Source organism: Microtetraspora niveoalba, from assembly GCF_001570405.1.
GTDB classification, from domain to species: Bacteria; Actinomycetota; Actinomycetes; order Streptosporangiales; family Streptosporangiaceae; genus Microtetraspora; species Microtetraspora niveoalba.
In genome coordinates this window covers 23,929-42,386 of sequence record NZ_BBYM01000011.1, presented here as the reverse complement: position 1 = coordinate 42,386, position 18,458 = coordinate 23,929, and the positions used below count along the sequence as shown (strand labels likewise).

Annotated in this window: 20 protein-coding genes and 1 tRNA gene; 7 read left to right on the top strand and 14 right to left on the bottom strand. The window is 72.1% G+C overall.

What is annotated here, in order from left to right; all coding sequences use genetic code 11:
- Positions 1–95: 95 nt before the first annotated feature.
- The gene (locus AWQ70_RS41970; RefSeq protein ID WP_067174122.1) at positions 96–890 is read left to right on the top strand and encodes a hypothetical protein; all 795 of its coding nucleotides are present in this window, start codon (positions 96–98) and stop codon (positions 888–890) included.
- 63 nt (positions 891–953) lie between these two features.
- On the opposite strand, the gene AWQ70_RS11500 is transcribed toward AWQ70_RS41970, so the two are convergent.
- Complete coding sequence (locus AWQ70_RS11500; protein ID WP_084516851.1) at positions 954–2,078, bottom strand: FAD-dependent oxidoreductase; 1,125 nt, start codon at positions 2,076–2,078, stop codon at positions 954–956.
- Between the two features lie 62 nt (positions 2,079–2,140).
- Between AWQ70_RS11500 and AWQ70_RS11495 the strand changes: the two genes are divergently transcribed.
- Positions 2,141–2,593: a MarR family winged helix-turn-helix transcriptional regulator gene (locus AWQ70_RS11495; protein ID WP_067174118.1), complete on the top strand. Its 453-nt coding sequence runs from the start codon at positions 2,141–2,143 to the stop codon at positions 2,591–2,593.
- A gap of 103 nt (positions 2,594–2,696) precedes the next feature.
- Here AWQ70_RS11495 and AWQ70_RS41965 read toward each other — a convergent pair whose 3' ends face one another.
- Both AWQ70_RS41965 and AWQ70_RS11490 read right to left on the bottom strand, forming a co-directional pair.
- The gene (locus tag AWQ70_RS41965) at positions 2,697–2,819 is read right to left on the bottom strand and encodes a hypothetical protein (RefSeq protein WP_281196895.1); all 123 of its coding nucleotides are present in this window, start codon (positions 2,817–2,819) and stop codon (positions 2,697–2,699) included.
- An 82-nt stretch (positions 2,820–2,901) separates the two neighbouring features.
- Positions 2,902–2,974: transfer RNA gene (locus AWQ70_RS11490), tRNA-Leu, on the bottom strand.
- Between the two features lie 37 nt (positions 2,975–3,011).
- Here AWQ70_RS11490 and AWQ70_RS41115 point away from each other — a divergent pair.
- Positions 3,012–3,527, top strand: coding sequence for a hypothetical protein (locus tag AWQ70_RS41115; RefSeq protein ID WP_245646908.1), 516 nt, complete (start codon positions 3,012–3,014; stop codon positions 3,525–3,527).
- 129 nt (positions 3,528–3,656) lie between these two features.
- On the opposite strand, the gene AWQ70_RS11485 is transcribed toward AWQ70_RS41115, so the two are convergent.
- From AWQ70_RS11485 to bcp, 7 genes are all read right to left on the bottom strand, one after another.
- Positions 3,657–4,751 (bottom strand): branched-chain amino acid ABC transporter permease, encoded by a 1,095-nt coding sequence (locus tag AWQ70_RS11485; protein ID WP_084516847.1) that lies wholly within the window; start codon positions 4,749–4,751, stop codon positions 3,657–3,659.
- Positions 4,748–5,614 (bottom strand): branched-chain amino acid ABC transporter permease, encoded by an 867-nt coding sequence (locus tag AWQ70_RS11480; RefSeq protein WP_067174116.1) that lies wholly within the window; start codon positions 5,612–5,614, stop codon positions 4,748–4,750. Before AWQ70_RS11480 ends, AWQ70_RS11485 begins: the two co-directional genes overlap by 4 nt.
- 64 nt (positions 5,615–5,678) lie before the next feature.
- Complete coding sequence (locus tag AWQ70_RS11475; RefSeq protein ID WP_067174113.1) at positions 5,679–6,374, bottom strand: ABC transporter ATP-binding protein; 696 nt, start codon at positions 6,372–6,374, stop codon at positions 5,679–5,681.
- Positions 6,371–7,135, bottom strand: coding sequence for an ABC transporter ATP-binding protein (locus AWQ70_RS11470; RefSeq protein WP_067174460.1), 765 nt, complete (start codon positions 7,133–7,135; stop codon positions 6,371–6,373). Before AWQ70_RS11470 ends, AWQ70_RS11475 begins: the two co-directional genes overlap by 4 nt.
- Before the next feature lie 8 nt (positions 7,136–7,143).
- On the bottom strand, positions 7,144–8,346 hold the full coding sequence (locus AWQ70_RS11465) for a substrate-binding domain-containing protein (protein ID WP_067174110.1): 1,203 nt from the start codon (positions 8,344–8,346) through the stop codon (positions 7,144–7,146).
- 348 nt (positions 8,347–8,694) lie between these two features.
- The gene (locus AWQ70_RS11460) at positions 8,695–10,056 is read right to left on the bottom strand and encodes an extracellular catalytic domain type 1 short-chain-length polyhydroxyalkanoate depolymerase (protein WP_084516907.1); all 1,362 of its coding nucleotides are present in this window, start codon (positions 10,054–10,056) and stop codon (positions 8,695–8,697) included.
- 231 nt (positions 10,057–10,287) lie between these two features.
- On the bottom strand, positions 10,288–10,755 hold the full coding sequence (gene bcp / locus AWQ70_RS11455; protein ID WP_084516843.1) for a thioredoxin-dependent thiol peroxidase: 468 nt from the start codon (positions 10,753–10,755) through the stop codon (positions 10,288–10,290).
- Positions 10,756–10,923: 168 nt separating this feature from the next.
- Between bcp and AWQ70_RS11450 the strand changes: the two genes are divergently transcribed.
- On the top strand, positions 10,924–11,238 hold the full coding sequence (locus AWQ70_RS11450) for a DUF3618 domain-containing protein (RefSeq protein WP_067174104.1): 315 nt from the start codon (positions 10,924–10,926) through the stop codon (positions 11,236–11,238).
- A gap of 109 nt (positions 11,239–11,347) precedes the next feature.
- Here AWQ70_RS11450 and AWQ70_RS11445 read toward each other — a convergent pair whose 3' ends face one another.
- The gene (locus AWQ70_RS11445) at positions 11,348–12,517 is read right to left on the bottom strand and encodes an amino acid deaminase/aldolase (RefSeq protein ID WP_067174101.1); all 1,170 of its coding nucleotides are present in this window, start codon (positions 12,515–12,517) and stop codon (positions 11,348–11,350) included.
- 185 nt (positions 12,518–12,702) lie between these two features.
- Between AWQ70_RS11445 and AWQ70_RS11440 the strand changes: the two genes are divergently transcribed.
- Complete coding sequence (locus tag AWQ70_RS11440) at positions 12,703–13,305, top strand: DUF6286 domain-containing protein (protein ID WP_157530010.1); 603 nt, start codon at positions 12,703–12,705, stop codon at positions 13,303–13,305.
- A gap of 2 nt (positions 13,306–13,307) precedes the next feature.
- Entirely contained in the window at positions 13,308–13,784 is a 477-nt protein-coding gene (locus AWQ70_RS11435) for a hypothetical protein (protein WP_067174095.1), read from the top strand.
- Here AWQ70_RS11435 and AWQ70_RS11430 read toward each other — a convergent pair.
- From AWQ70_RS11430 to AWQ70_RS11420, 3 genes are all read right to left on the bottom strand, one after another.
- Positions 13,713–15,110: a hypothetical protein gene (locus tag AWQ70_RS11430; protein WP_067174092.1), complete on the bottom strand. Its 1,398-nt coding sequence runs from the start codon at positions 15,108–15,110 to the stop codon at positions 13,713–13,715. The two genes, AWQ70_RS11435 and AWQ70_RS11430, sit on opposite strands and share 72 nt — an antisense overlap.
- Positions 15,111–15,357: 247 nt before the next feature.
- Positions 15,358–16,317, bottom strand: a complete 960-nt coding sequence (locus AWQ70_RS11425; protein ID WP_067174089.1) for a sugar kinase — start codon at positions 16,315–16,317, stop codon at positions 15,358–15,360.
- Complete coding sequence (locus AWQ70_RS11420; protein ID WP_067174087.1) at positions 16,310–17,083, bottom strand: GntR family transcriptional regulator; 774 nt, start codon at positions 17,081–17,083, stop codon at positions 16,310–16,312. The genes AWQ70_RS11425 and AWQ70_RS11420 overlap by 8 nt, the downstream gene beginning before the upstream one ends.
- Before the next feature lie 403 nt (positions 17,084–17,486).
- Here AWQ70_RS11420 and AWQ70_RS11415 point away from each other — a divergent pair, with 403 nt between their 5' ends.
- Positions 17,487–18,419 carry an enolase-like domain-containing protein gene (locus tag AWQ70_RS11415; protein ID WP_281196894.1) on the top strand — a complete coding sequence of 311 codons (933 nt, stop codon included), beginning with the start codon at positions 17,487–17,489 and terminating at the stop codon, positions 18,417–18,419.
- Positions 18,420–18,458 lie beyond the last annotated feature (39 nt).

Genomic DNA, 18,458 nt, shown 5'->3' with positions numbered 1-18,458 from the left:
AGTGCGACTTGCCCTCGTTTACACCACTCTTACGGTTCGTCGGGCATCCTTTACTTGGGATGCCCTTGGGGGGCCAGTAAAGGGAGATCTGTGTGATGGCGGATCGCGACGCCGGGTCGCGCGGCGAAGAGGACGAGCCGCGCGACCCAGAGGGCCGGGAAGCCGGGGAGCACCACGAGCCCGGACCGCCCGCGGCGGCGGCGCCCGTCGACCCCATGCCCCCGCTCAAACCCTTCACCGCGCCGAGCGGAGCGCCCGGCACGCCGCGGCCGGGAGGCGCCGGCCCCATCGTGTACGGACCCGTTCCCGGCCCCGCCGGACCTGGGCCCGTTCCCGGCCCCGCCGGTTTTCCCGGCGCCCGTCCCCTCGGATCCGCTTCCGGTGCCTTCGGCGCCGCACCCGCCTTCGGCCCCGCCCAGGCGGCTTCCGGGCCCGCGTACGGCCCCGCGGCCACGCGGATGTACGGCCAGCCTCCCTTCGACGCCGGACCGGCTCTCGGCGGTCACGCGTACGGCCCCGGCGGCACCGGCTGGACCGCTCCGGGGTGGGGGACCGCGGCCGGGGGAGCCGGGGCGCGTCCCGGGAACGGCGCACGATCGGCCGCCAGTAGATTCGGCGCGTTCGCCCGGGGGCGAGGCGGCCAGCTCATCGTCGCGGGGCTGATCGGGGCCGTCATCGGCGGTGGCACCGTCGGCGTCGGCACCGCCCTGTGGAACCGGGACGGCGGGTACGGCGCGACGCTGGACAACGGCTACCAGGACGGCCCGTGGAACCGGCCCTACGGCGGGGGACAGCGCCTGAAAGACCTGCAGGACCAGTTGTCGCAGCTCTGCCGGCCGACCGAGGGCGGGTTCCGGTGCGAGCTGCCCCGCTCCGGTGGCTCCCGCTAGAACCCGGCCTGCTCGGCGCCGGCCGTCGACCCCGGCGCGCTCGCTGAGCAGTGGGCGGAGGGGTCAGCCGGCCGCCGCCGCGGTAAGGCGGTTGCTGTAGCGGGTGAGCATGGTGGTCTGGGACGTTTCGGGGAACAGCCGCCCGATCAGCGGCGGGATGCGCCAGTTGGCGGGACTGCGCCTGGCCAGCCGGGAAACCAGGGACACCTGCGGGTAACGGGTCTTCTCGTAGGCGCGCAGCCGTGCCGCCGGATCGCCGCCCTTGGCGAGCTCGCGCCCGAGCGCCCACACGTCCTCGAGGGTCTGGTTGGCGCCCTGCCCCAGGGTGGGCGGCATGGTGTGCGCGGCGTCGCCGAGCAGGGTGACGCGGCCCTCTCCCCACACCCGGCGGACCTTGTTCCAGTGGTGTCCGAAGAAGCCGAGGTCGTCCTCGTCCGCGGCGGCGAGCACCTCGGGGACGGGCGACGCCCAGTGCCCGAACCGGCGCCTCAGCTCGGCCAGCGGTGCGGCCGGCCGCGGGTCGGCGGGTGACCAGCGCACGTCGAACCACCACTGCAGCAGGCCGTTCCCGGCAGGTATGAGCCCGCACGCCCCTTCGCGTCCGGTGATCATGAGGTGGAGGTGCGTGTGGGTGAGATCGATGTCGATCCGGCTGAGGCTCTGCCACGTGCCGAAGGACGCCGGCCGCACGGCGTCCTCGCCCCACAACTGGCGCCGTACCACCGAGTGATGGCCGTCGGCTCCGATGAGCAGGTCTCCCGTGGCCGTCGTCCCGTCGTCGAAGGTCGCCGTGACCCGGTCGTGGTCCTGGGTCACGCTCCGGCAGCCCATGCCGTAGCGAACGAGGTCGTCGGGCAGCCCGTCCGCGAGGCGTTCCAGCAGCTCACGGCGGGAGACCGACGCGTTCTCGAAGCCGAAACGATCAGCCGTGTGCGCGAGGTTCATGGTGGTGCGCAGCCGGCCGTCGGAGGTGAGCGCGTCGATCCTGTCGATGCGCCCGCCGATGCCGTCCAGGCTGACGCCGAGGTCGTTCAGCACGGCGTTGCCGTTGCTGAAGATGGTCAACCCCGCGCCGCCCGTCCGCCGGGCGGCCGCCCGCTCGAAAACCCGCACCCGGTGACCGGCGGCCAGCAGGCTCCTCGCGACCGCCAGACCGCCCACCCCGGCGCCTATGACAAGTATCTCCATAGTGCCTCCATATCGGAGTATCTCCGATGTGAAGATATATCGGATGGGAGTAGATTGGGAAGGTGGCCGACAATCACCCAGCAGAGGACGTCTTCCGTGGGTTCCTGATCGCGGTCCTTCTGCACAACGAGGTCGTCGCCGACCGGCTCGGCCTGCAACCGGTCGACGTCGCCGCCGTCATCCTGCTGGAGATGCGCGGGCCGCTCGCCGTGGGGGCGATCTCCGAGGAGCTCGGGCTCCCGTCCGCCTCGACGACCCGGTTGGTCGACAGGCTGGAGAAGGCGGGCTACGTGCGGCGGGTGCGCGGCGAACGCGATCGGCGCACGGTCACCGTGGAACTGGTCGCCGGCGGCATGGGTGACTACGAGGCCGCCCGCGACGCGTCCAGGCGGCACCTGGACGCGATCAGCGCACACTACGCGCCGGAACAGGTGCCGTTGCTGCTGGGTCTGCTGACCCGCGTCGGCGAGGCCTATCGATCGGCCACCGAGGAGTTGCGAGAAGGCGCCACCTGAACCGCCCTGGCGGCCCGCCGGACCGGCATTCAGGCGACCCGGCGGTGTCCGCCGCCGTGTCTCGGTGGTGACTCGGCACGATCTCGCATGGCCGTGGCCCTGATCAGAGGTCCTGGTCCCGAGCGGTTTCGGCGCGCAGCAGGGCGATCGCCTTCCGAACCGCTGCCGATCGTGATGGCGCGCGCTGACCGGAGACGTAGTTTTCCAGAAAGCGCGCGTCGTCCACGGTGAGGCTGACATTGACCTTGGAGAGGTCGATGCGCTTCGGTGGTGAACTTTGGACGACGTTTTCTTCGTCGAATTCCGAGTGGGGCCGGTGGGATTCGAACCCACGCTGTACGGCACCTAAAGCCGCTGTCTCTGCCGTTGGACTACGGCCCCTCGTTTTTCCTTTGCCCGCGAAATTATCTGTCTGTGAATGGCAGTTCGGGCAGAGGAAACGCAGATTTTCTATTCTGTTGTCGAGCCAATTCCCGTTGACGTGGTCGATATGCAGGGTGAGTGGCCGACCCAGCCAAGTCCCGCCCATCTTACAGCCTGCGCACCGGTAAGGAACACCGGATTCGCGGAGGGCGCGGCGCAGTGTCGGGGGCTTCTGCCGGGGAGACCCGGGTGGCATCATCACCAGGACTTCTTCTGGAAAGCGCCGTCGAGGCGACTGCTTTCCCTTGTTGGGCGCGATGCGCCGGAAGTGCGAGATGTCGATGCCGAAGTGTTTGAGGCGGCGGCTGATGTGGGCATGGGATCCGCCGGTCCACTTGACGTTGAGGTAGCGCAGCACGTCGGCGATGCTGAGGGAGTTGGCGGCCGCCTCGGCGAGCAACTCGGCGGTGTATTTGTGTTTCGGGTTCGCCATGGCCTGAGCTTATTCAGCGGCACCGACGATTTCGCTGCGGCGACCTGCGTCGAAAATCCGGAAATGTCGACAATATGAAGCTGTTTCGGCCGGGTCGTGAGGGTGCGCGGAAAAAAGATCACGCGCGTCGTTCCGCGCGGACGCCGTCGTCCCGTTCCGCGCCGGACGGCCGAGGCGGCCCGCGGCGGAATGGGACGACGGCGCGGGCTACTTCGTCCGGCCGCGCAGGCGGGCGGTGAGGCTGGCCAGGCCGCCCGGCAGGAAGTACACCATCACGATGAACAGCACGCCGAGCACGAAAAGCGGCTCCGACAGCGGCGCGCGCAGCACCTCGGGCAGGCCCGCGACCGCGTCGGAGGTGCCGAGCGCGGCGAGCCGGTGGTCGAGGTAGGTGTAGAGCACCCCGCCGAGCATGGCCCCCCAGCGGCTTCCGGTGCCGCCGAGCACCACCATGACCAGGAAGGCGAGGGTGAAGTTCGACGTGGTGATCTGCGGGCTCGACCCGCCCACCAGGAAGAGGTGGACGACCCCGCCGAGCGTCGCCAGGAAGGACGCGATCACGAAGGCCAGCAGCCGGAAACGGTACGGCGGGAGGCCGAGGACGGACATCCTGCGCTCGTTCTCGCGGATCGCCTGCCAGACGCGGCCGGGCTCCGACTCCACCACCCACGCGATCACGGCCAGCACGACGACCAGATAGCCGAGGGCGAGCCAGTACAGGTTCGCGGTGTTGGCCACGCCGGAGAGGAAGCCGGGGATCGCGTCCGGCGAGAGCGGCAGCCCCTCCTCGCCGCCGGTGAGCCGGCCCGGGTCGCTCATCACCACGATGGAGCCGAGCTGCGCGGTTGCGAGGGTCACCATCGCGAACGCGATGCCGTTCACGCGCAGCGCCACCGCGCCGAGCAGCGCCGGCACCACCAGGCCCACGAGTACGGCGAGCAGCAGGGCGGCCGGGAGCGCGAGGCCGAGCTTCGTCACGGCCACGTTGACCGTGTAGCTGCCCAGCGCCACGTACAGCGCGTGCCCGAAGGACAGCAGTCCCGTACGGCCGAACAGCAGGTCGTACGTCGCCGCGAGCCCGGCGAAGACCAGGCAGATCGCGAGCAACTGCAACGACCCGGGGCTGTTGACCTGGCCGGGCAGCAGCGCGGGCAGGTCCACCGTCGAGAACGGCAGGATCGCGAGCACGGCGAAGGCGGCCACCGGCAGGCCGCGCCGTAGCCATCGGCGGCGGGGCGAGGCGGGGCGCGGCCGGACGTCGTCCGCGGTCACGGTCCCGGAGGCGTCGGTTGTCGTGGTCACGTTGCCCTCCCTGCCAGGCCGCCGGGCCGGGCCAGCAGGACCACGGCGAGCAGGAGCACGACCGAGGCCTCCCCGACGCCGGCGGCGGCGTAGAAGCTGGTGAACTGCTGGACCAGGCCGACCAGCACGGCGGCGACGGCCGAGCCGGTGACCGATCCCATGCCGCCGATGACGACGACGATGAAGGCGAAGATGAGCAGGGAGGTGCCCTGCCCGGGGGAGACGTTGCCGAAGTAGACCCCGGCGAGCGCTCCGGCCAGCGCCGCCGCCGCGCCGCCGATCGCGAACACCAGCGTGAAGGCGGTGCGCACGTTGATGCCCAGAGCGGTGACCATGGTCCGGTCCTCGACCCCGGCCCGGACGATCAGCCCGAAGCGGGTCCGGCGCAGGAACACCTGGATCGCGGCCAGCACCACCACGGCGGCGCCGATCAGCAGGAACCGGTCGTTGGGCACGATCGCGCCGAAGATGCGCGTGGTCCCGGTGGCCCACTCCGGCCGGGGGAACGTCAGCGGGTCGGCGCCGAACGCGGCCTGCAGCAGCGCCACCCCGGCGAGGCTGAGGCCGACGGTGACGAGCACCTGCTCGATCGTCCGGCGGTAGAGCGGCCGGATCAGCAGCATCTCGACCAGTACGGCGGTCGCCGTGCCGGCCACGACGCCGAACACGACGGCGGGCACGAAGCCGAACCCCAGGTGCGCCGACGACCACCAGGTGCCGTACGCGCCGACGGCGAGGAACAGGCCGTGGGCGAAGTTCAGCACGTCGGCCAGGCCGAAGATCAGGGACAGCCCCGAGGCGATGAGGAAGTAGAGCGCGCCCAGGCCGAGGCCGGTGAGCGCGAGGAGCACGACGTTGCTCATCGGATCTCCTCAAGTGTGGAATCGCCGGCCCGCGGCCGTGAGAAGAGTGAGGACGAGGGGGAGGTCACGCCACCCCCAGGAGCTCGCGGGTGAGGTCGGGGTCGGAGAGCAGGCCGGCGGCCTCGCCGGTGTGGACGACGGCTCCCTGCTCGATGACCACGACGTGGTCGGCGATCCGCCGCACCAGCGCGAGGTTCTGCTCCACGAGAAGGATGGGCACCTCGCGGGCGGCGCGTTCGAGCACGTCGGCCACCTCGGTGACGATCTTTGGCGCGAGCCCCTTGGTGGGCTCGTCCACCAGGAGCATCCGGTTGTCGTTGAGCAGCGTGCGGCCGATCGCGACCATCTGCTGCTGGCCTCCGGACAGGGTGCCCGCGCGCTGCGCGCCCCGCTGCCTCAGCTCGGGGAACATCTCGTACACCAGGTCGTACCTGTGCGGGCCGCGCCCGCGCTCGGCGAGCCGGAGGTTCTCGGTGACGGTCAGTCCGGCGAAGACGCCGCGGTCCTCGGGCGCGTAGCCGAGGCCGCGCCGCACGATCGCGTGGGTGGGCAGGCCGGCGATGTCCTCGCCGTCCAGGCGTACGGTCCCGGTCTTGGGGACGATGCCGAGCACGGCCTTCAACGTGGTGGTCTTGCCCGCGCCGTTGCGCCCGAGCACGGCGGTGACCCCCGTGGGCGGCACGGCGAAGCCGACGCCCTGCAGGATGTGCGAGCTGCCGATCCGCACGTGCAGGTCGGCGATCTCCAGCAGCGGTGTCACAGCGCCTCCCCGAGGTAGGCCTCCTGCACGACCGGGTCGGCCATGACCGCGTCCGGCGCGTCCAGCGCGAGCAGGCTGCCGTGGTGCATGACGGCGACCCGGTCGGCGAGGCCGAGCAGGACGTCCATGTGGTGCTCCACCATCAGCACGGTGCGGCCCTGCTCCCGGTGCACGGCCCGGATGACCTCCGTGAGCGCGGGCACGTCCGCGACGCCGACCCCGGCCATGGGCTCGTCCAGCAGGATGATGCGCGGGTCGGTGGCCAGCAGGATGGCGATCTCCAGCTTGCGCTTGTCGCCGTGGGACAGCGACCCGGCGGTCTCGCGGGCCCGGTGCGCGAGCCCCACACGTTCGAGGGCCTCGGCGGTGGCGAGCCACGCCGACCGGTCCGACTCGGCCCGCCGCCAGATACGCAGGCAGGCGCCGCGGTGCGCGGCCGCGGCCAGCCGGACGTTCTCCGCGACCGTGAGGGCCGGGAAGACGCTGGAGGACTGGAAGGTGCGGCCGAGGCCGTGCCGGGCGCGCCGGTCCGGCGGGGCGTGGGTGATGTCGAGCCGGTCCAGTTCGATCGTGCCCGAGGTCGGCCTGGTCAGCCCGGAGATCAGGTTGAACAGGGAGGTCTTGCCCGCCCCGTTGGGGCCGATGACGGCGACGAACTCGCCCTCGGCCACCTCGAAGCCGACGTCGGAGACGATCCGGGCCCCGCCCACCGCCCAGCTCAGTCCGCGTACGCGCAGGACCGGGCGGGCGGGGGCGGTCACGTCGCCGGTCACTTCTGCGCGGCCGGAGCGGGCGCGGCGGCGTCCGCGTCGAGCTTCTTGACGAGTTCGGCGGTGGGCGTCGCGCCGCCGGTCAGCTTGGCCTGGAACATCGGCTGGAGGAGGGCGTGGTCCTCGGCCCGCACGGTCATCGTGCCCTTGTAGCCCTCGAAGCTCCACCCGGCGAGGCTCTTGGCCATCGCGTCCGCGTCGTCGCCCTGCTCGGCGGCGTGGACGATCATCTGGGCGGCGGTGAAGCCGTCGCCGGTGAACAGGTCCACGGCGCCGCCCGCCTTGGTGACGCGCTCCGTCATCGCCTTCTCCACGTCGGTGCCCGCCGCGCCGGCGAAGTAGTGCGACAGGAAGTTGACCTTGTCCGAGACCGGTCCGTACGCGGGCCAGGTGGCGCTGATGTCGAGGCCGGTCACGACGGTCGTCGCCTCGAAGACGCCCTGCTGGCCGAGCGCGGTCCACATGGCCTGCGCGGTCGTGCCCGCCCACGCGACGAACAGCAGGTCGGCCTTGGCCTCCTTGGCCTGGGTGGCGAACGGCGTGAAGTCCGTCGCGCTCGCCGGGACGAGCAGCGGCTCGACCTTCGCGCCCTTGGCGCCGAGAACGGCCTGCACGCCGGCCACGTTGGCCTGGCCGAACGCGCTGTCCTGCGCGAAGACGACGACCTTCTTGCCCTGGACGTCCCCGATGAAGGCGGCGGCGGTGTTGATGTCCTGCGCGGTCTGGCGGCCGGACCTGAAGGTGTACGTGCCCGCGCCGGTGACCGCGTCGGTGGCGGCCGGGCCGGAGACGAAGAGCACCTTGTTCTGCTCCGCGATGGGCGCGACCTGGGTCGCGACGCCGGAGGACGTGGAGCCGGCGAGGATCTTGTATCCCTTGCCGATCAGGTCCTTCGCCGCCGAGACCGCCTTCGCGGGGTCTCCGGCGTCGTCCACCTCGGTGACCTCGACGGCCCGGTCGCCGATCTTCTTGCTGCCGTTCGTGGCGTAGTCGAGCCCGGCCTGGAAGCCCTCGATGTACTGCTTGCCGTACGAGGCGAGCGGGCCGGACTTGGAGTAGACGAGACCGATCTTGACGGGTTCCGCGCCGCCTCCGGTCCCCGAGCCGGCGGTGCCGGGGCTGCCGCACGCCGCGGCCAGGAGCAGGGCGCTCGCGGCGGTCAGCACCGCGGGCAACCGGACCGGGTGACTCTTTCGACCCATGGTCAACTCTTTTCTGCAGGCATCGGGGGATCGGGGGGACGCAGGTGAAGGACCTGGCCGGATTGGCGGCAAGGCTAGGCAAAGGGCGATGGCGGTTCCATGTGCCGTGTCCCCACAACCGGCGGGGATGTGGTGTTAGGTCCCGCCATCTCCCGGCCTCGCCGCACGTCCCCGATCCGCTCCGCGGCCCCCGGTACCGGCGGACCGGCCCGCCGGCACACGATCCGGCGGGCCTGCGTGTCCCGCCCATACGTGGTGCGGGCGGCATGTGTCGGTACGCCACGTGGCGGTGGTGGGCGACCCGTGTGAAGAGCGGTCAGGCGGGCGCGGGCGCCCGCACCGAGGGTGTCAGCACTGGCCGTCGGCCAGCACCCAGTGGTTCGGGCCCGTCTGCCGGAGGGTGTGGGTGACGAAGACGTTCCACAGGCCCATGGCGTCGTTGGATCCGTTGGCGTAGGTGTATCCGCCCGACTGGTGGGCCCGGCCCGCCGTCGTGTGGGCGTAGTTGCTGGCGGTCACGCAGACCGTCCCGGGCGTGGGATCCGGCGACCCGGTCGGCGACGGGCTCGGTGATGGACTCGCCGATGGACTCGGTGAAGGGCTGGGTGACGCGCTGGGCGACGGGCTCGGCGTGGCGCTGGGCGACGGGCTCGGGGTGGCGGCGCCGTCGAGGCCGAAGAACCGGGTGTCGTGGTACGCCGAGCAGATGGTGTCGAGGAAGTAGGCCCCTGCCGTGCCGCACTGGTCGGCCGCGCCGCCCGGATCCACCGGGGTGCCGTGTCCCATGCCGGCGACCTTGTAGAACCGCACCGCGTCGCCGCCGTACCGCTCCAGGGTGGTGCCGGCGGGAAGGCTCTCCGTGGACGTGGGCGTCTGGCCGGTCCCCAGCACGTCGGTGAACTGGTCGCGCAGCTCGGTGCCGTTGGCCGTGTTGACGACGTAGTCGGCCTGCCCGTGCCAGACGGCGACCCTCGGGCGCGGCCCGGCATACCCGGGATGGGCGGCCCGGACGAGGTCGCCCCACTGGGCGGGGGTCTTGCTGACGGGCCCGCTCATGCAGGTGCTCGACAAGGCGGGGGGAGAGCACCGGTACGGCAGGCCGGCCACGACGGAACCCGCCTGGAACAGGTCGGGATAGGTGGCGAGCATGACCGCCGCCATCGCCCCGCCCGCGGACAGGCCGGTGACGGAGATCCGCGCGGGGTCGAGGCCGTACGCGCCGACGGCGTGGCCGACCATCTGCGCGATGGACAGCGCCGCGCCCTGGCCCCGCCTGATGTGGGCCTCCTGGTACCACTGGAAGCAGTTGGAGGGGAAGGCGGTGGAGTCGATCCGCTCCGGCAGGATCAGCGCGAAGCGGTGGAGGTCGGCGAACTTCCGCCAGCCCGAGTTGGCGAAGTAGTCGTTCGCGGTCTGCGTGCAGCCGTGCAGGGCCACCACGGCGGGAGCGCCCTGCGGCATCCCGTCCGGGCGGTACACCCACATGGTGAGGCCGCCGGGGTTGGACCCGAACCCGGTGACCTTCTCCAGACTGGCCGCCCGCGCCGGCCGCGCCCCAGGGAACAGGACGGCGAGCAGCGCGAGCGCGGTGAGGGCGGCGACGACCGCCGCGCCGGATCGGGACCCGGTCGCGGCCGGGCGACGGGCGCGTACGGGCGGGCGTTTCGGGGGGCGGGACGGCGGGGCTCCGCCGTCGGCGAGTGGGTTCACGAGCGGCTCCTCGTTCACGGGCCCGACATCTGCCCGCGACGGTATATACGGCCATGGCCTCGTGATATGTGGCGCGTCCCTCCTTCGAGGGCCGCGAGGGTATGGGCCCCCGACGTGTGCGCCGGCCACACCGGCCCCGCTACACCCCCACAGCCCCCACAGGGGCCGCGCGGCCCGTCAGCGGGGACGGACGCGGGAACACCCCGACGCCGCCCCCATGCCCCGGCGGGGTCAGGAGACGCCGAGCTCCTTCAGGAGCCGGGCGACGTGGCCGGTGGCCTTCACGTTGTAGAGAGCCTTCTCGATCTTGCCGTCGGCGTCGATCACGAAGGTGGACCGGATGACCCCCATGATGGTCTTGCCGTAGTTCTGCTTCTCGCCGTACGCGCCGTACGCCTTGTGGACGTCGAGGCCGGCGTCGGACAGCAGCGGGAAGGTCAGCGAGTCGTGCTCGCGGAACCGCTGGAGCTTGGCCGGCGTGTCCTTGGACACGCCGAGGACGGCGAAGCCGTGGCCGGTCAGGGAGTTCAGGTTGTCGCGGAAGTCGCACGCCTGCTTGGTGCAGCCGGGGGTCATCGCGGCCGGGTAGAAGTAGAGGATCACCCTCCTGCCGCGGAACGAGTCGAGGGAGACCTCGTTCCCGTCGGCGTCGCGAAGGGTGAAGTCCGGCGCGGCGTCGCCGGGTTCGAGCCTGCTCATCGAGTCCTCCTGCAATTGGCCGGAAAAGCCCATGGATCGCGCGGCACGCGGGTGGCGCGCCAGGATGCGGGTAGGCGCTTATCAAACTACCGGGGGTCGGCCGCCGCGCGACGCGGCCACGCGAACTGGCAGACTGATCGGACATGAGTAGCACAGGAGGGGGTCACCATGGCGGACACCGATCCCGATGCGCTTGAGCGGGAGATCGAGCGTACGCGGGTTGAGCTGGCTCGTACCGTCGACGCCATAGCCGACCGGGTGAGCCCGAAGCGCGTCGCCGAGCGGAGCGTGGCGAAGGTCAAGGCGAACGCGGAGCGCCTGGTGGGCGGCCAGCACCGGCACGCCAAGCCGGGTGAGGAGGGGCAGGCCGGAGTCTGGGAGGAGTACACGCCCAGGGACATCAGCCCCGCCTTGATGGTCATAGGCGCGGCGCTCGTCGTCGGCGCCGCCGTTCTCCTGATGCGCCGCCGCAAGCGGATCTGACCGGCGCCGCGCGGAGCGGGTCGTCCCGGCCCGGACGCGGTGGACGCGGGAGGGCCGAGACACCCGGCGGCGACGCTCAGGAGCCGGGGAAGACAGGGGTCGGCGAAGGTCAGAGGAAGGTCTTGCCCTCGCCTCGATAAGTGGGGACCTCCTCGACCACACGATCGCCCTCGACCAGGTGCAGGCTCGCGAACCGCTCGCACATCTCGCCCGCCTTGGCGTGCCGGAACCACACCCGGTCGCCGACGCGCAGGTCGGAGGCGGCGTCGCCGAGCAGCGGCGTCTGCACCTCGCCGGCGCCCTCGTTGTGGTCGTAGCGCAGCCCGGCCGGCAGGTACGGCTGGGGCAGCCGGGTCGGGCCGGGGGCTCCGGAGGCGTGATAGCCGCCACCGAGCACGGTGGCGACGCCGGGCGCGGGCTTGCGCACCACCGGAAGGGCGAACAGCGCCGCCGGGTGCCCCTCGAAGTTGCGATAGAAGTCGAACAGCCTGGGGTGGAAGAAGCCGGACCCGGCCGCCACCTCGGTGATCGCCTTCTCGCGCACGGTCTTCTCGATGCTGCCGGTGCCGCCGCCGTTCACGAACTCCAGATCGGCGACCTGCCGTACGGCCCGCACGATGCGGCCTCTGCGGACGATCAGCTCGCGGCGGGAGCGGGCCTGCATCCAGCGGACCGCCCTGCCGTACAGGCCGGGGATCTTGTCGCCGACGCCGGCGATCTGCGCCTCGTACGACATGAGCCCGGCGAGTCGGAGGCCGGGACGCTTGGCGATCTCGGCCGCGATCTCGGCGGCCTGCTCGGGCTCGCGCAGGGGGGAGCGCAGTGCTCCGGCCCGGAGCTTGCCGGCGAACGCGACGAACGCCGCATCGATGTCCAGACATATCCGGATCTCGTGGGGCTGGTTCTGCAGCAGGTCCAGGTGCTCGGGGGAGTCGACCATCAACGTGATCTCCCGGGCGGCGACCGGGTCGGAACCCAGGGCGCGGATGGCCTGACGGTCGGCGGTGGGATAGGCGACGAGCACGTCGCGCATCCCTGTCGACACCAGCCAGAGCGCCTCGGGGAGCGTGAACGCCATGATCCCGGCGAAGCCGTCCATCGCGAGGATGCGTTCGAGGATCGGGCGGCTGCGGATCGACTTGCTGGCCACCCGGATCGGCTTGCCGGCCGCCCGCCGGACCATGCTCTCCGCGTTCAGCCGCAGCGCGTCGAGATCGAGCACCGCGAACGGCGCCTCCAGGTGTGCGGTGGCCCGGTCCAGGCGCTGTCGATCGTCCATAACGGCAGCTTAATACCGCTCGGCCAGAATATATGAGTCGGGTTCATATTAATCGCGGGGCAAAGTTTGCGGCGCCGCACCTTCAAGATCCAGTCGATGGAGTGGTGCGCCACCCCCGCCGATCTTTTGCGGTGTACCCATATTCACGTGAGCATGCCTGTACACGGGAAGTGGTGATCGGCCCGATGAGCATCGTCGAGGACATCCTCGCGGCCTCCCCGGCCGCGTCGGTGCGGACCGAACGGCGCACGCTGCGGCGCAACGCCGTCCGCGCGCTGCGCCCCGGGCGCACTCCCGCCGGCGTCGTGGTCTCCGCCACGGTCGCCACGTCCGCGTGGACGGTGCTCGCCGTGATCATCGGTGGCCTGTTCGGCGCCCCCGCGGGCCCCCGGATGGGCCACCTGCTCTCGATCACGCTCGGCGACCCGCTGGTACGCGGCGTCGCGAGCGCGATGGTCGTCGTCGGAGCGCTGCTGGTCGCCCTCGCGCTGACCCCCGGGCGGCCCCGGCTCGTCGCCGTCGAGTCCACCGACCCGCAACTCGTGATCGGCCTCACCCGCAGCGGCCTGCGCCGCACGCTCGCGGGCGCGGCACGCGGCGTCGAGGGCGTGGAGGCGGCCCGCGTGCGCATCCACCCACGCCGGATCGAGGTGACGGTCGTCACCCGGGCGCACGGCACGGGCGAGCTGCTCCGGGCCGTCGGCACCGCGGTCGGGGACCGGCTCGCCGGCCTCGGCGTGCAGAGCCGCCAGGACGTCGTCGTACGGCTGCGCAGGACGAGGGGCTGACGATGCGCGCGTATCTGGGAAACCGCATCGGCATCCTCGTCGTGGGTCTCGCCCTGCTGGCGGGCGGCGCCGCCGTGCTGCTCGCCGCCGGGGATCGGCCCGAGGACCCCGTCCTCGACCTGAGCTTCTTCACCGAGAACGCCTGGGCGCGACCGTTCGGCGTCCTCGTTCCCCTGGTGATCGGCGTCGTCGCGACGCGCTGGCTGCTGGCCGCGCTCGGCTGGGGGCGCATCGGCACGCGCACCGGCTCGGGGATCGCCATGCTGGGCGTCGCGCTCAAGGGTGTCCAGGGCATCGGCAGGCTGTACGTGCGGCTGGTCGGCGACCGCAAGCTCCGGATCCGGATCGACCTCATGCCGGACGCGGACCCGGCCGAGGTGATCGGGCGGCTCAACGCCGAGGCCGTGTCACGCGTGCGCGGAGTGGTCGGACGCGGCGACCTTCCGACGCTTGTCCGGCTGCACATCCGCCGCCGCTGACGCCCGCCGCGCGCCCAGCGCCAGCCCGGCGGCGAGGCAGGCGAGCGGCACCACCGGCACGACGTAGCGGTGGTCGAAGGCCGCGATCATCGGCGGCGCGAAGAGCAGGGCCGCGGCGGCGGCCAGCGGCGGGACGACGGCCCACCGCCGCACGATCAGGCCGCCCAGCCCGATCAGCAGGACCACCGCGAGGAACGGGCCGCGCAGATAGCCCTGCTCCTGGTAGGCGCGCAGCCATCCCGCCCACGGCTCGACCACCCGGGTCTCGCCCGAGGAGCCCTGGTAGGCGGTGGTGAGCTGGGGCGCGGTGCGTCCCGCCGACGCGATCTTGTCGGTGAACGGCTTCACCGTGCCGGGGAAGACGTACGCGCTCTGCGGGCCGGGGGAGGGGTACACCCGGCGCTCCCACTCGAACGCCCAGAGCGCGTCCTTCAGCCCGGTGAGCAGGAAGTCGAGCGGCTGGCTGCGGATCGCCAGCGACGCGAACTCGCCGGCGAGCTCCTCCCGGCCCGCGCCGACGCGCTGGAGCGGGGAGGCGGCGTCCCAGATGTAGGCGGGCGCGGCGAGCCTCGGCTCGGTGGGGCAGAGCGGGGCGAGGCGCGGGGCCGGCCGCATCCGGTCGCAGTCGGCGAAGGTCATGGTCCGGGACCACAACCAGGTGCTGCTGCCGCCCATGCCGTACGAGCCGTGGGCGCTGTGGAACCACACGGCGTAGCCGCCGAGGACGGCGGCCGCCGCGACGACCCCCGAGAGCAGCGCCCGCAGGCCCGCGCGGGACAGCAGCAGCCACACGGCGGCGATGACGATCAGCGGCAGCCCGATGGTCCGGGTGACGGTCGCGAGCCCCAGCAGGAACAGCGCGGCGGAGGCGGTCGTGATCGAGGGTTTCGGCCGCCACACCAGGATCGCCACCCCGGCGACGGCCAGGAAGGTGAACAGCAGGTCGGCCATCATCAGGTGTTCGAGCTGGATCTGGTGGACGTCCAGCAGCACCGGAGCGGCGACGAGCGCCGCGATCCATCCCCGGAGCGCCGTACGGCGTCGCAGCACGGCGTAGACGAGGACGGCGATGCCGATCCCGAGCAGGTGCTGGACGACCACCACGGCCTGGATGTCGCGCAGCGGGCTGAGCAGCCACAGGAACAGCGAGTAGCCCGACGGGCGGGACGCCAGCGGGCGCAGGTCGAGACCCGAGCTGAGGTAGGCGAAGGAGTCGGCCCAGAACCAGAGGGCGGGGCGGTAGCCGAGCACGGCCAGCGCCCGCAACGCCACACCGAGGACGAGCACGGCGAAGAACGCCAGGTGCGACCGCAGGAACGAGGCCAACTTCCCCCCTGCGGTTGCCCTAACCGACCGACAAATCAGGAACCGCCAGGATAAAGCATCATCTGATCGCGAGGCGCGACGACGCCTGGACTGAGCCCGCGCGAGCATCACCTATCAATAGGGCGGCCGGCCATCCCGCGAGGGGCGCGGCGGTGTCTGGACTGAGGAACGAGTCCCGAGTGACGAGGGAAGACATCGCCTGAGGGCGCCCCGAGCCGCGCGAGCGAAGCGAGCGCCATAAACACGGTCAGCGGGCGACGTCCTCCCGCTGGGCGAGCAGCCCCAGCTCGGCGCGGGTGGGCAGGCCCTCCCAGTCGCCGGAGACCGTGCAGGCGAACGCCCCGGCGGTGACGGCGGTGTCCAGCCGGGTCTCGGGCGGCGCCCCGGCCAGCAGCTCGGCGAGGTATCCGCCGACGAACGCGTCCCCCGCGCCGACCGGGTCGAGCACGTCCACGGGTACGGCCGGGCGGACCAGCGGGCGGCCGTCGACGAGCGCCGCGCACCCCTCGGCGCCCAGCTTGACGACCACCTGGGACGGGCCGAGGTCGGCGAGGGCGGCCGCGAGGTCCAGCGGGTCGTTCTCGGCGGGGACGAACAGCTCGGCCTCCTCGACCCCGGCGAAGAGCACGTCGCAGCCGCGCAGGATGTCCGACAGCCGCTCGGCCGCCCGGTCCCCTCCCCAGAGCCGCGCGCGGTAGTTGACGTCGAACGAGACGGTCACGCCGTGGCGGCGGGCCAGCCCGACCGCGTGGCGCACCGCCTCGGCCGCCGAGTCGGAAAGCGCGGGGGTGATGCCGGTGACGTGCAGCAGCGCCGCCCCGGCGACGTCCTCCTCGGGCACGTCGGCGGGCCGCAGCCGCGAACCCGCGCTGCCGGCGCGGTAGTACCAGACGTTCAGCGACCGGTTGGTGCGCCGTTCCTTCACCATCAGGCCGGTCGGCGCGCCGTCGTCGACGATGCCGCGTACGTCGAGGTCCTCGGCGCGCAGCTCGCGCAGCACGAGGTCGCCGAAACCGTCGGCGCCGACACGGCCGATCCAGGTGGCGGGGACGCCGAGCCGCCGCAGCGCGATGGCGACGTTGCTCTCCGCGCCGCCGATGCCGACGGCCATCGAGGGCGCGTGCCGCAGCGGGCCGGTGCGCTCCGCGGTGAGCAGGGCCATGGTCTCCCCGAGCGTGACCACGCCGTTCCGCTGCCGCTCAGCCATGGAGACCCCCTCCGTTCCCGGCGGTCTGCCGGCCTTCCCGGGGCTCACGCCGCGGGCGGACCGGGGCGTCGTCCTCGCTGAACAGCTCGGGATGCCGGGCCCTGATCTTCTCCACGTCGCTCAGCACCAGCCGCAGGTGCCGGCGCAGCGCCTCGTCCGCGCTCTCCAGGTCGCGGCGCTCCAGCCGGTCGACCACCTCGCGGTGCTGGCCGATCAGCAGGTGGAGCTGCTGGGTGAGCGGCAGGGACAGCCGTCTGGCCCGGTCGAGCTGCGCCTTGGCCTGGCTGACCACCGGCCACGCGTCGCCGTGGCCGCTCGCCGCCATGAGCCGGGCGTGGAACTCCTCGTCGAGCTGGAAGAACGCCTCGGCGTCGGCGCGCCGTTCGGCGTCGCGCTGGGCGTCGAGCAGGGCGCGCAGGTCGGCCACGTCGCGCTCGGTCGCCCGCTCCACGGCGTCGCGCAGCGCGGCCGTCTCCAGCGCCTCGCGGATGAACTGCGCCGAGGCGATGTCGGCGAACCTGATCCGCGAGACGAACGTGCCCATCTGGGGATAGACGTCGACCAGGCCCTCGTCGGCCAGCAGGATCAGGCTCTCGCGCACGGGGGTCCTGCTCACGCCGAGCTCGGCGGCGAGGTCGTTCTCCGACAGGGCCGTGCCGGGCGCGAGCCGGAGGCCGATGATCCGCGTGCGCAGCAGCTCGTGCACGAGCTGGCGGGTGTTCCCGCCGCGCGCCCGGGCCGCGTGCAGCCCTTCCTTCGGTCTCATGGGACACATTTCTACCACTGGACAAAGGCGGCTGGAGTACTTGTATGGTAGCCGACGCGATTACGGTGCCATGAACGGCGCCGCACCGCTTCGTCACCGCGGTTTGAACCATGCGAGGAGACCGCCCATGAGCGACAGTTCGGGCAGCAGGGCGGGCAGCACGGCGGACTCGCGATCATCGCCGAGCTGGTCATGATCCCGGTCTTCGGGCGGCTGACCGACCGGGCGCAGGCCGCCCGGACCGAGAACGCCTGACGAGATCGCGGAGAGACGCGGAGAGACGCGGAGAGACGCGGAGAGACGCGGAGAGACGCGGAGAGACGCGGAGAGACGCGGAGAGACGCGGAGAGACGCGGAGAGACACGAAGAGACGCGGAGAGACACGGGGAGACACGGGGGAGCCATGGCCACCATCACCGACGCGAAGATCATCGTCACCTCGCCGGGGCGCAACTTCGTGACACTGAAGATCACCACCTCGGACGGCGTGACCGGGCTGGGCGACGCGACCCTGAACGGCCGGGAGCTGGCCGTGGCGAGCTACCTGCGCGACCATGTCGCGCCGCTGCTCATCGGCCGGGACCCGGCCAGGATCGAGGACACCTGGCAGTACCTCTACAAGGGCGCGTACTGGCGGCGCGGGCCGGTGACGATGACCGCGATCGCCGCCGTCGACACGGCCCTGTGGGACGTCAAGGGCAAGGTCGCCGGCCTGCCTGTGTACGACCTGCTCGGCGGCAAGGCCCGCGAGGGCGCCATGGTCTACGGCCACGCCAGCGGCGGTGACGTGGCCGAGCTGCTGGACGACGTGGCCCGGTTCAGGGAGCTGGGGTACCAGGCCGTCCGGGCCCAGGCCGCCGTCCCCGGCGCCCCGGGAAGCTACGGCGTGCGGCACGGTCAGTTCTACGAGCCCGCCAACGCCACTCTGCCCGAGGAGCAGACCTGGTCGACCGAGGCGTACCTGGACTTCGCGCCCGCCTGTCTCGGCGCGGTGCGGGAGCGGTTCGGGTTCGACTTCCACCTGTTGCACGACGTCCACCACCGGCTCACCCCCACCGAGGCGGGACGGCTCGGGCGGCGACTTCGGCATCCAGGAGTACATGGGACACTCGCCGCTCACGCACGAGGTCTTCCGGCCGTCGTACGAGCAGCGCGAGGGGGCGCTGTACCCGTCCGACGCGCCCGGCCTGGGCGTGGAGCTGGACGAGGAGGCCGCCGCGCGCTTCCCGTACGAGCCGAGGTACCTGCCGGTCAACCGCCGGGCCGACGGCTCGGTGCACGACTGGTGAGCCGCGCCGCGCGGTCCCCGACGAGCGAGGTGCCGTCGGCGTCGTGAAGGTCGTGAAGGTCGTGAAGGTCGTGAAGGTCGTGAAGA

Coding starts and splice junctions, on each gene's coding strand:
- AWQ70_RS11415 (WP_281196894.1), top strand. CDS start 17,487: ATGGCCACCATCACCGACGCGAAGATCATCGTCACCTCGCCGGGGCGC.
- AWQ70_RS11450 (WP_067174104.1), top strand. CDS start 10,924: ATGGCGGACACCGATCCCGATGCGCTTGAGCGGGAGATCGAGCGTACG.
- AWQ70_RS11440 (WP_157530010.1), top strand. CDS start 12,703: ATGAGCATCGTCGAGGACATCCTCGCGGCCTCCCCGGCCGCGTCGGTG.
- AWQ70_RS11425 (WP_067174089.1), bottom strand. CDS start 16,317: ATGGCTGAGCGGCAGCGGAACGGCGTGGTCACGCTCGGGGAGACCATG.
- AWQ70_RS11500 (WP_084516851.1), bottom strand. CDS start 2,078: ATGGAGATACTTGTCATAGGCGCCGGGGTGGGCGGTCTGGCGGTCGCG.
- AWQ70_RS41115 (WP_245646908.1), top strand. CDS start 3,012: ATGGCAGTTCGGGCAGAGGAAACGCAGATTTTCTATTCTGTTGTCGAG.
- AWQ70_RS11480 (WP_067174116.1), bottom strand. CDS start 5,614: ATGAGCAACGTCGTGCTCCTCGCGCTCACCGGCCTCGGCCTGGGCGCG.
- AWQ70_RS11445 (WP_067174101.1), bottom strand. CDS start 12,517: ATGGACGATCGACAGCGCCTGGACCGGGCCACCGCACACCTGGAGGCG.
- AWQ70_RS11465 (WP_067174110.1), bottom strand. CDS start 8,346: ATGGGTCGAAAGAGTCACCCGGTCCGGTTGCCCGCGGTGCTGACCGCC.
- AWQ70_RS11420 (WP_067174087.1), bottom strand. CDS start 17,083: ATGAGACCGAAGGAAGGGCTGCACGCGGCCCGGGCGCGCGGCGGGAAC.
- AWQ70_RS41970 (WP_067174122.1), top strand. CDS start 96: ATGGCGGATCGCGACGCCGGGTCGCGCGGCGAAGAGGACGAGCCGCGC.
- AWQ70_RS11435 (WP_067174095.1), top strand. CDS start 13,308: ATGCGCGCGTATCTGGGAAACCGCATCGGCATCCTCGTCGTGGGTCTC.
- bcp (WP_084516843.1), bottom strand. CDS start 10,755: ATGAGCAGGCTCGAACCCGGCGACGCCGCGCCGGACTTCACCCTTCGC.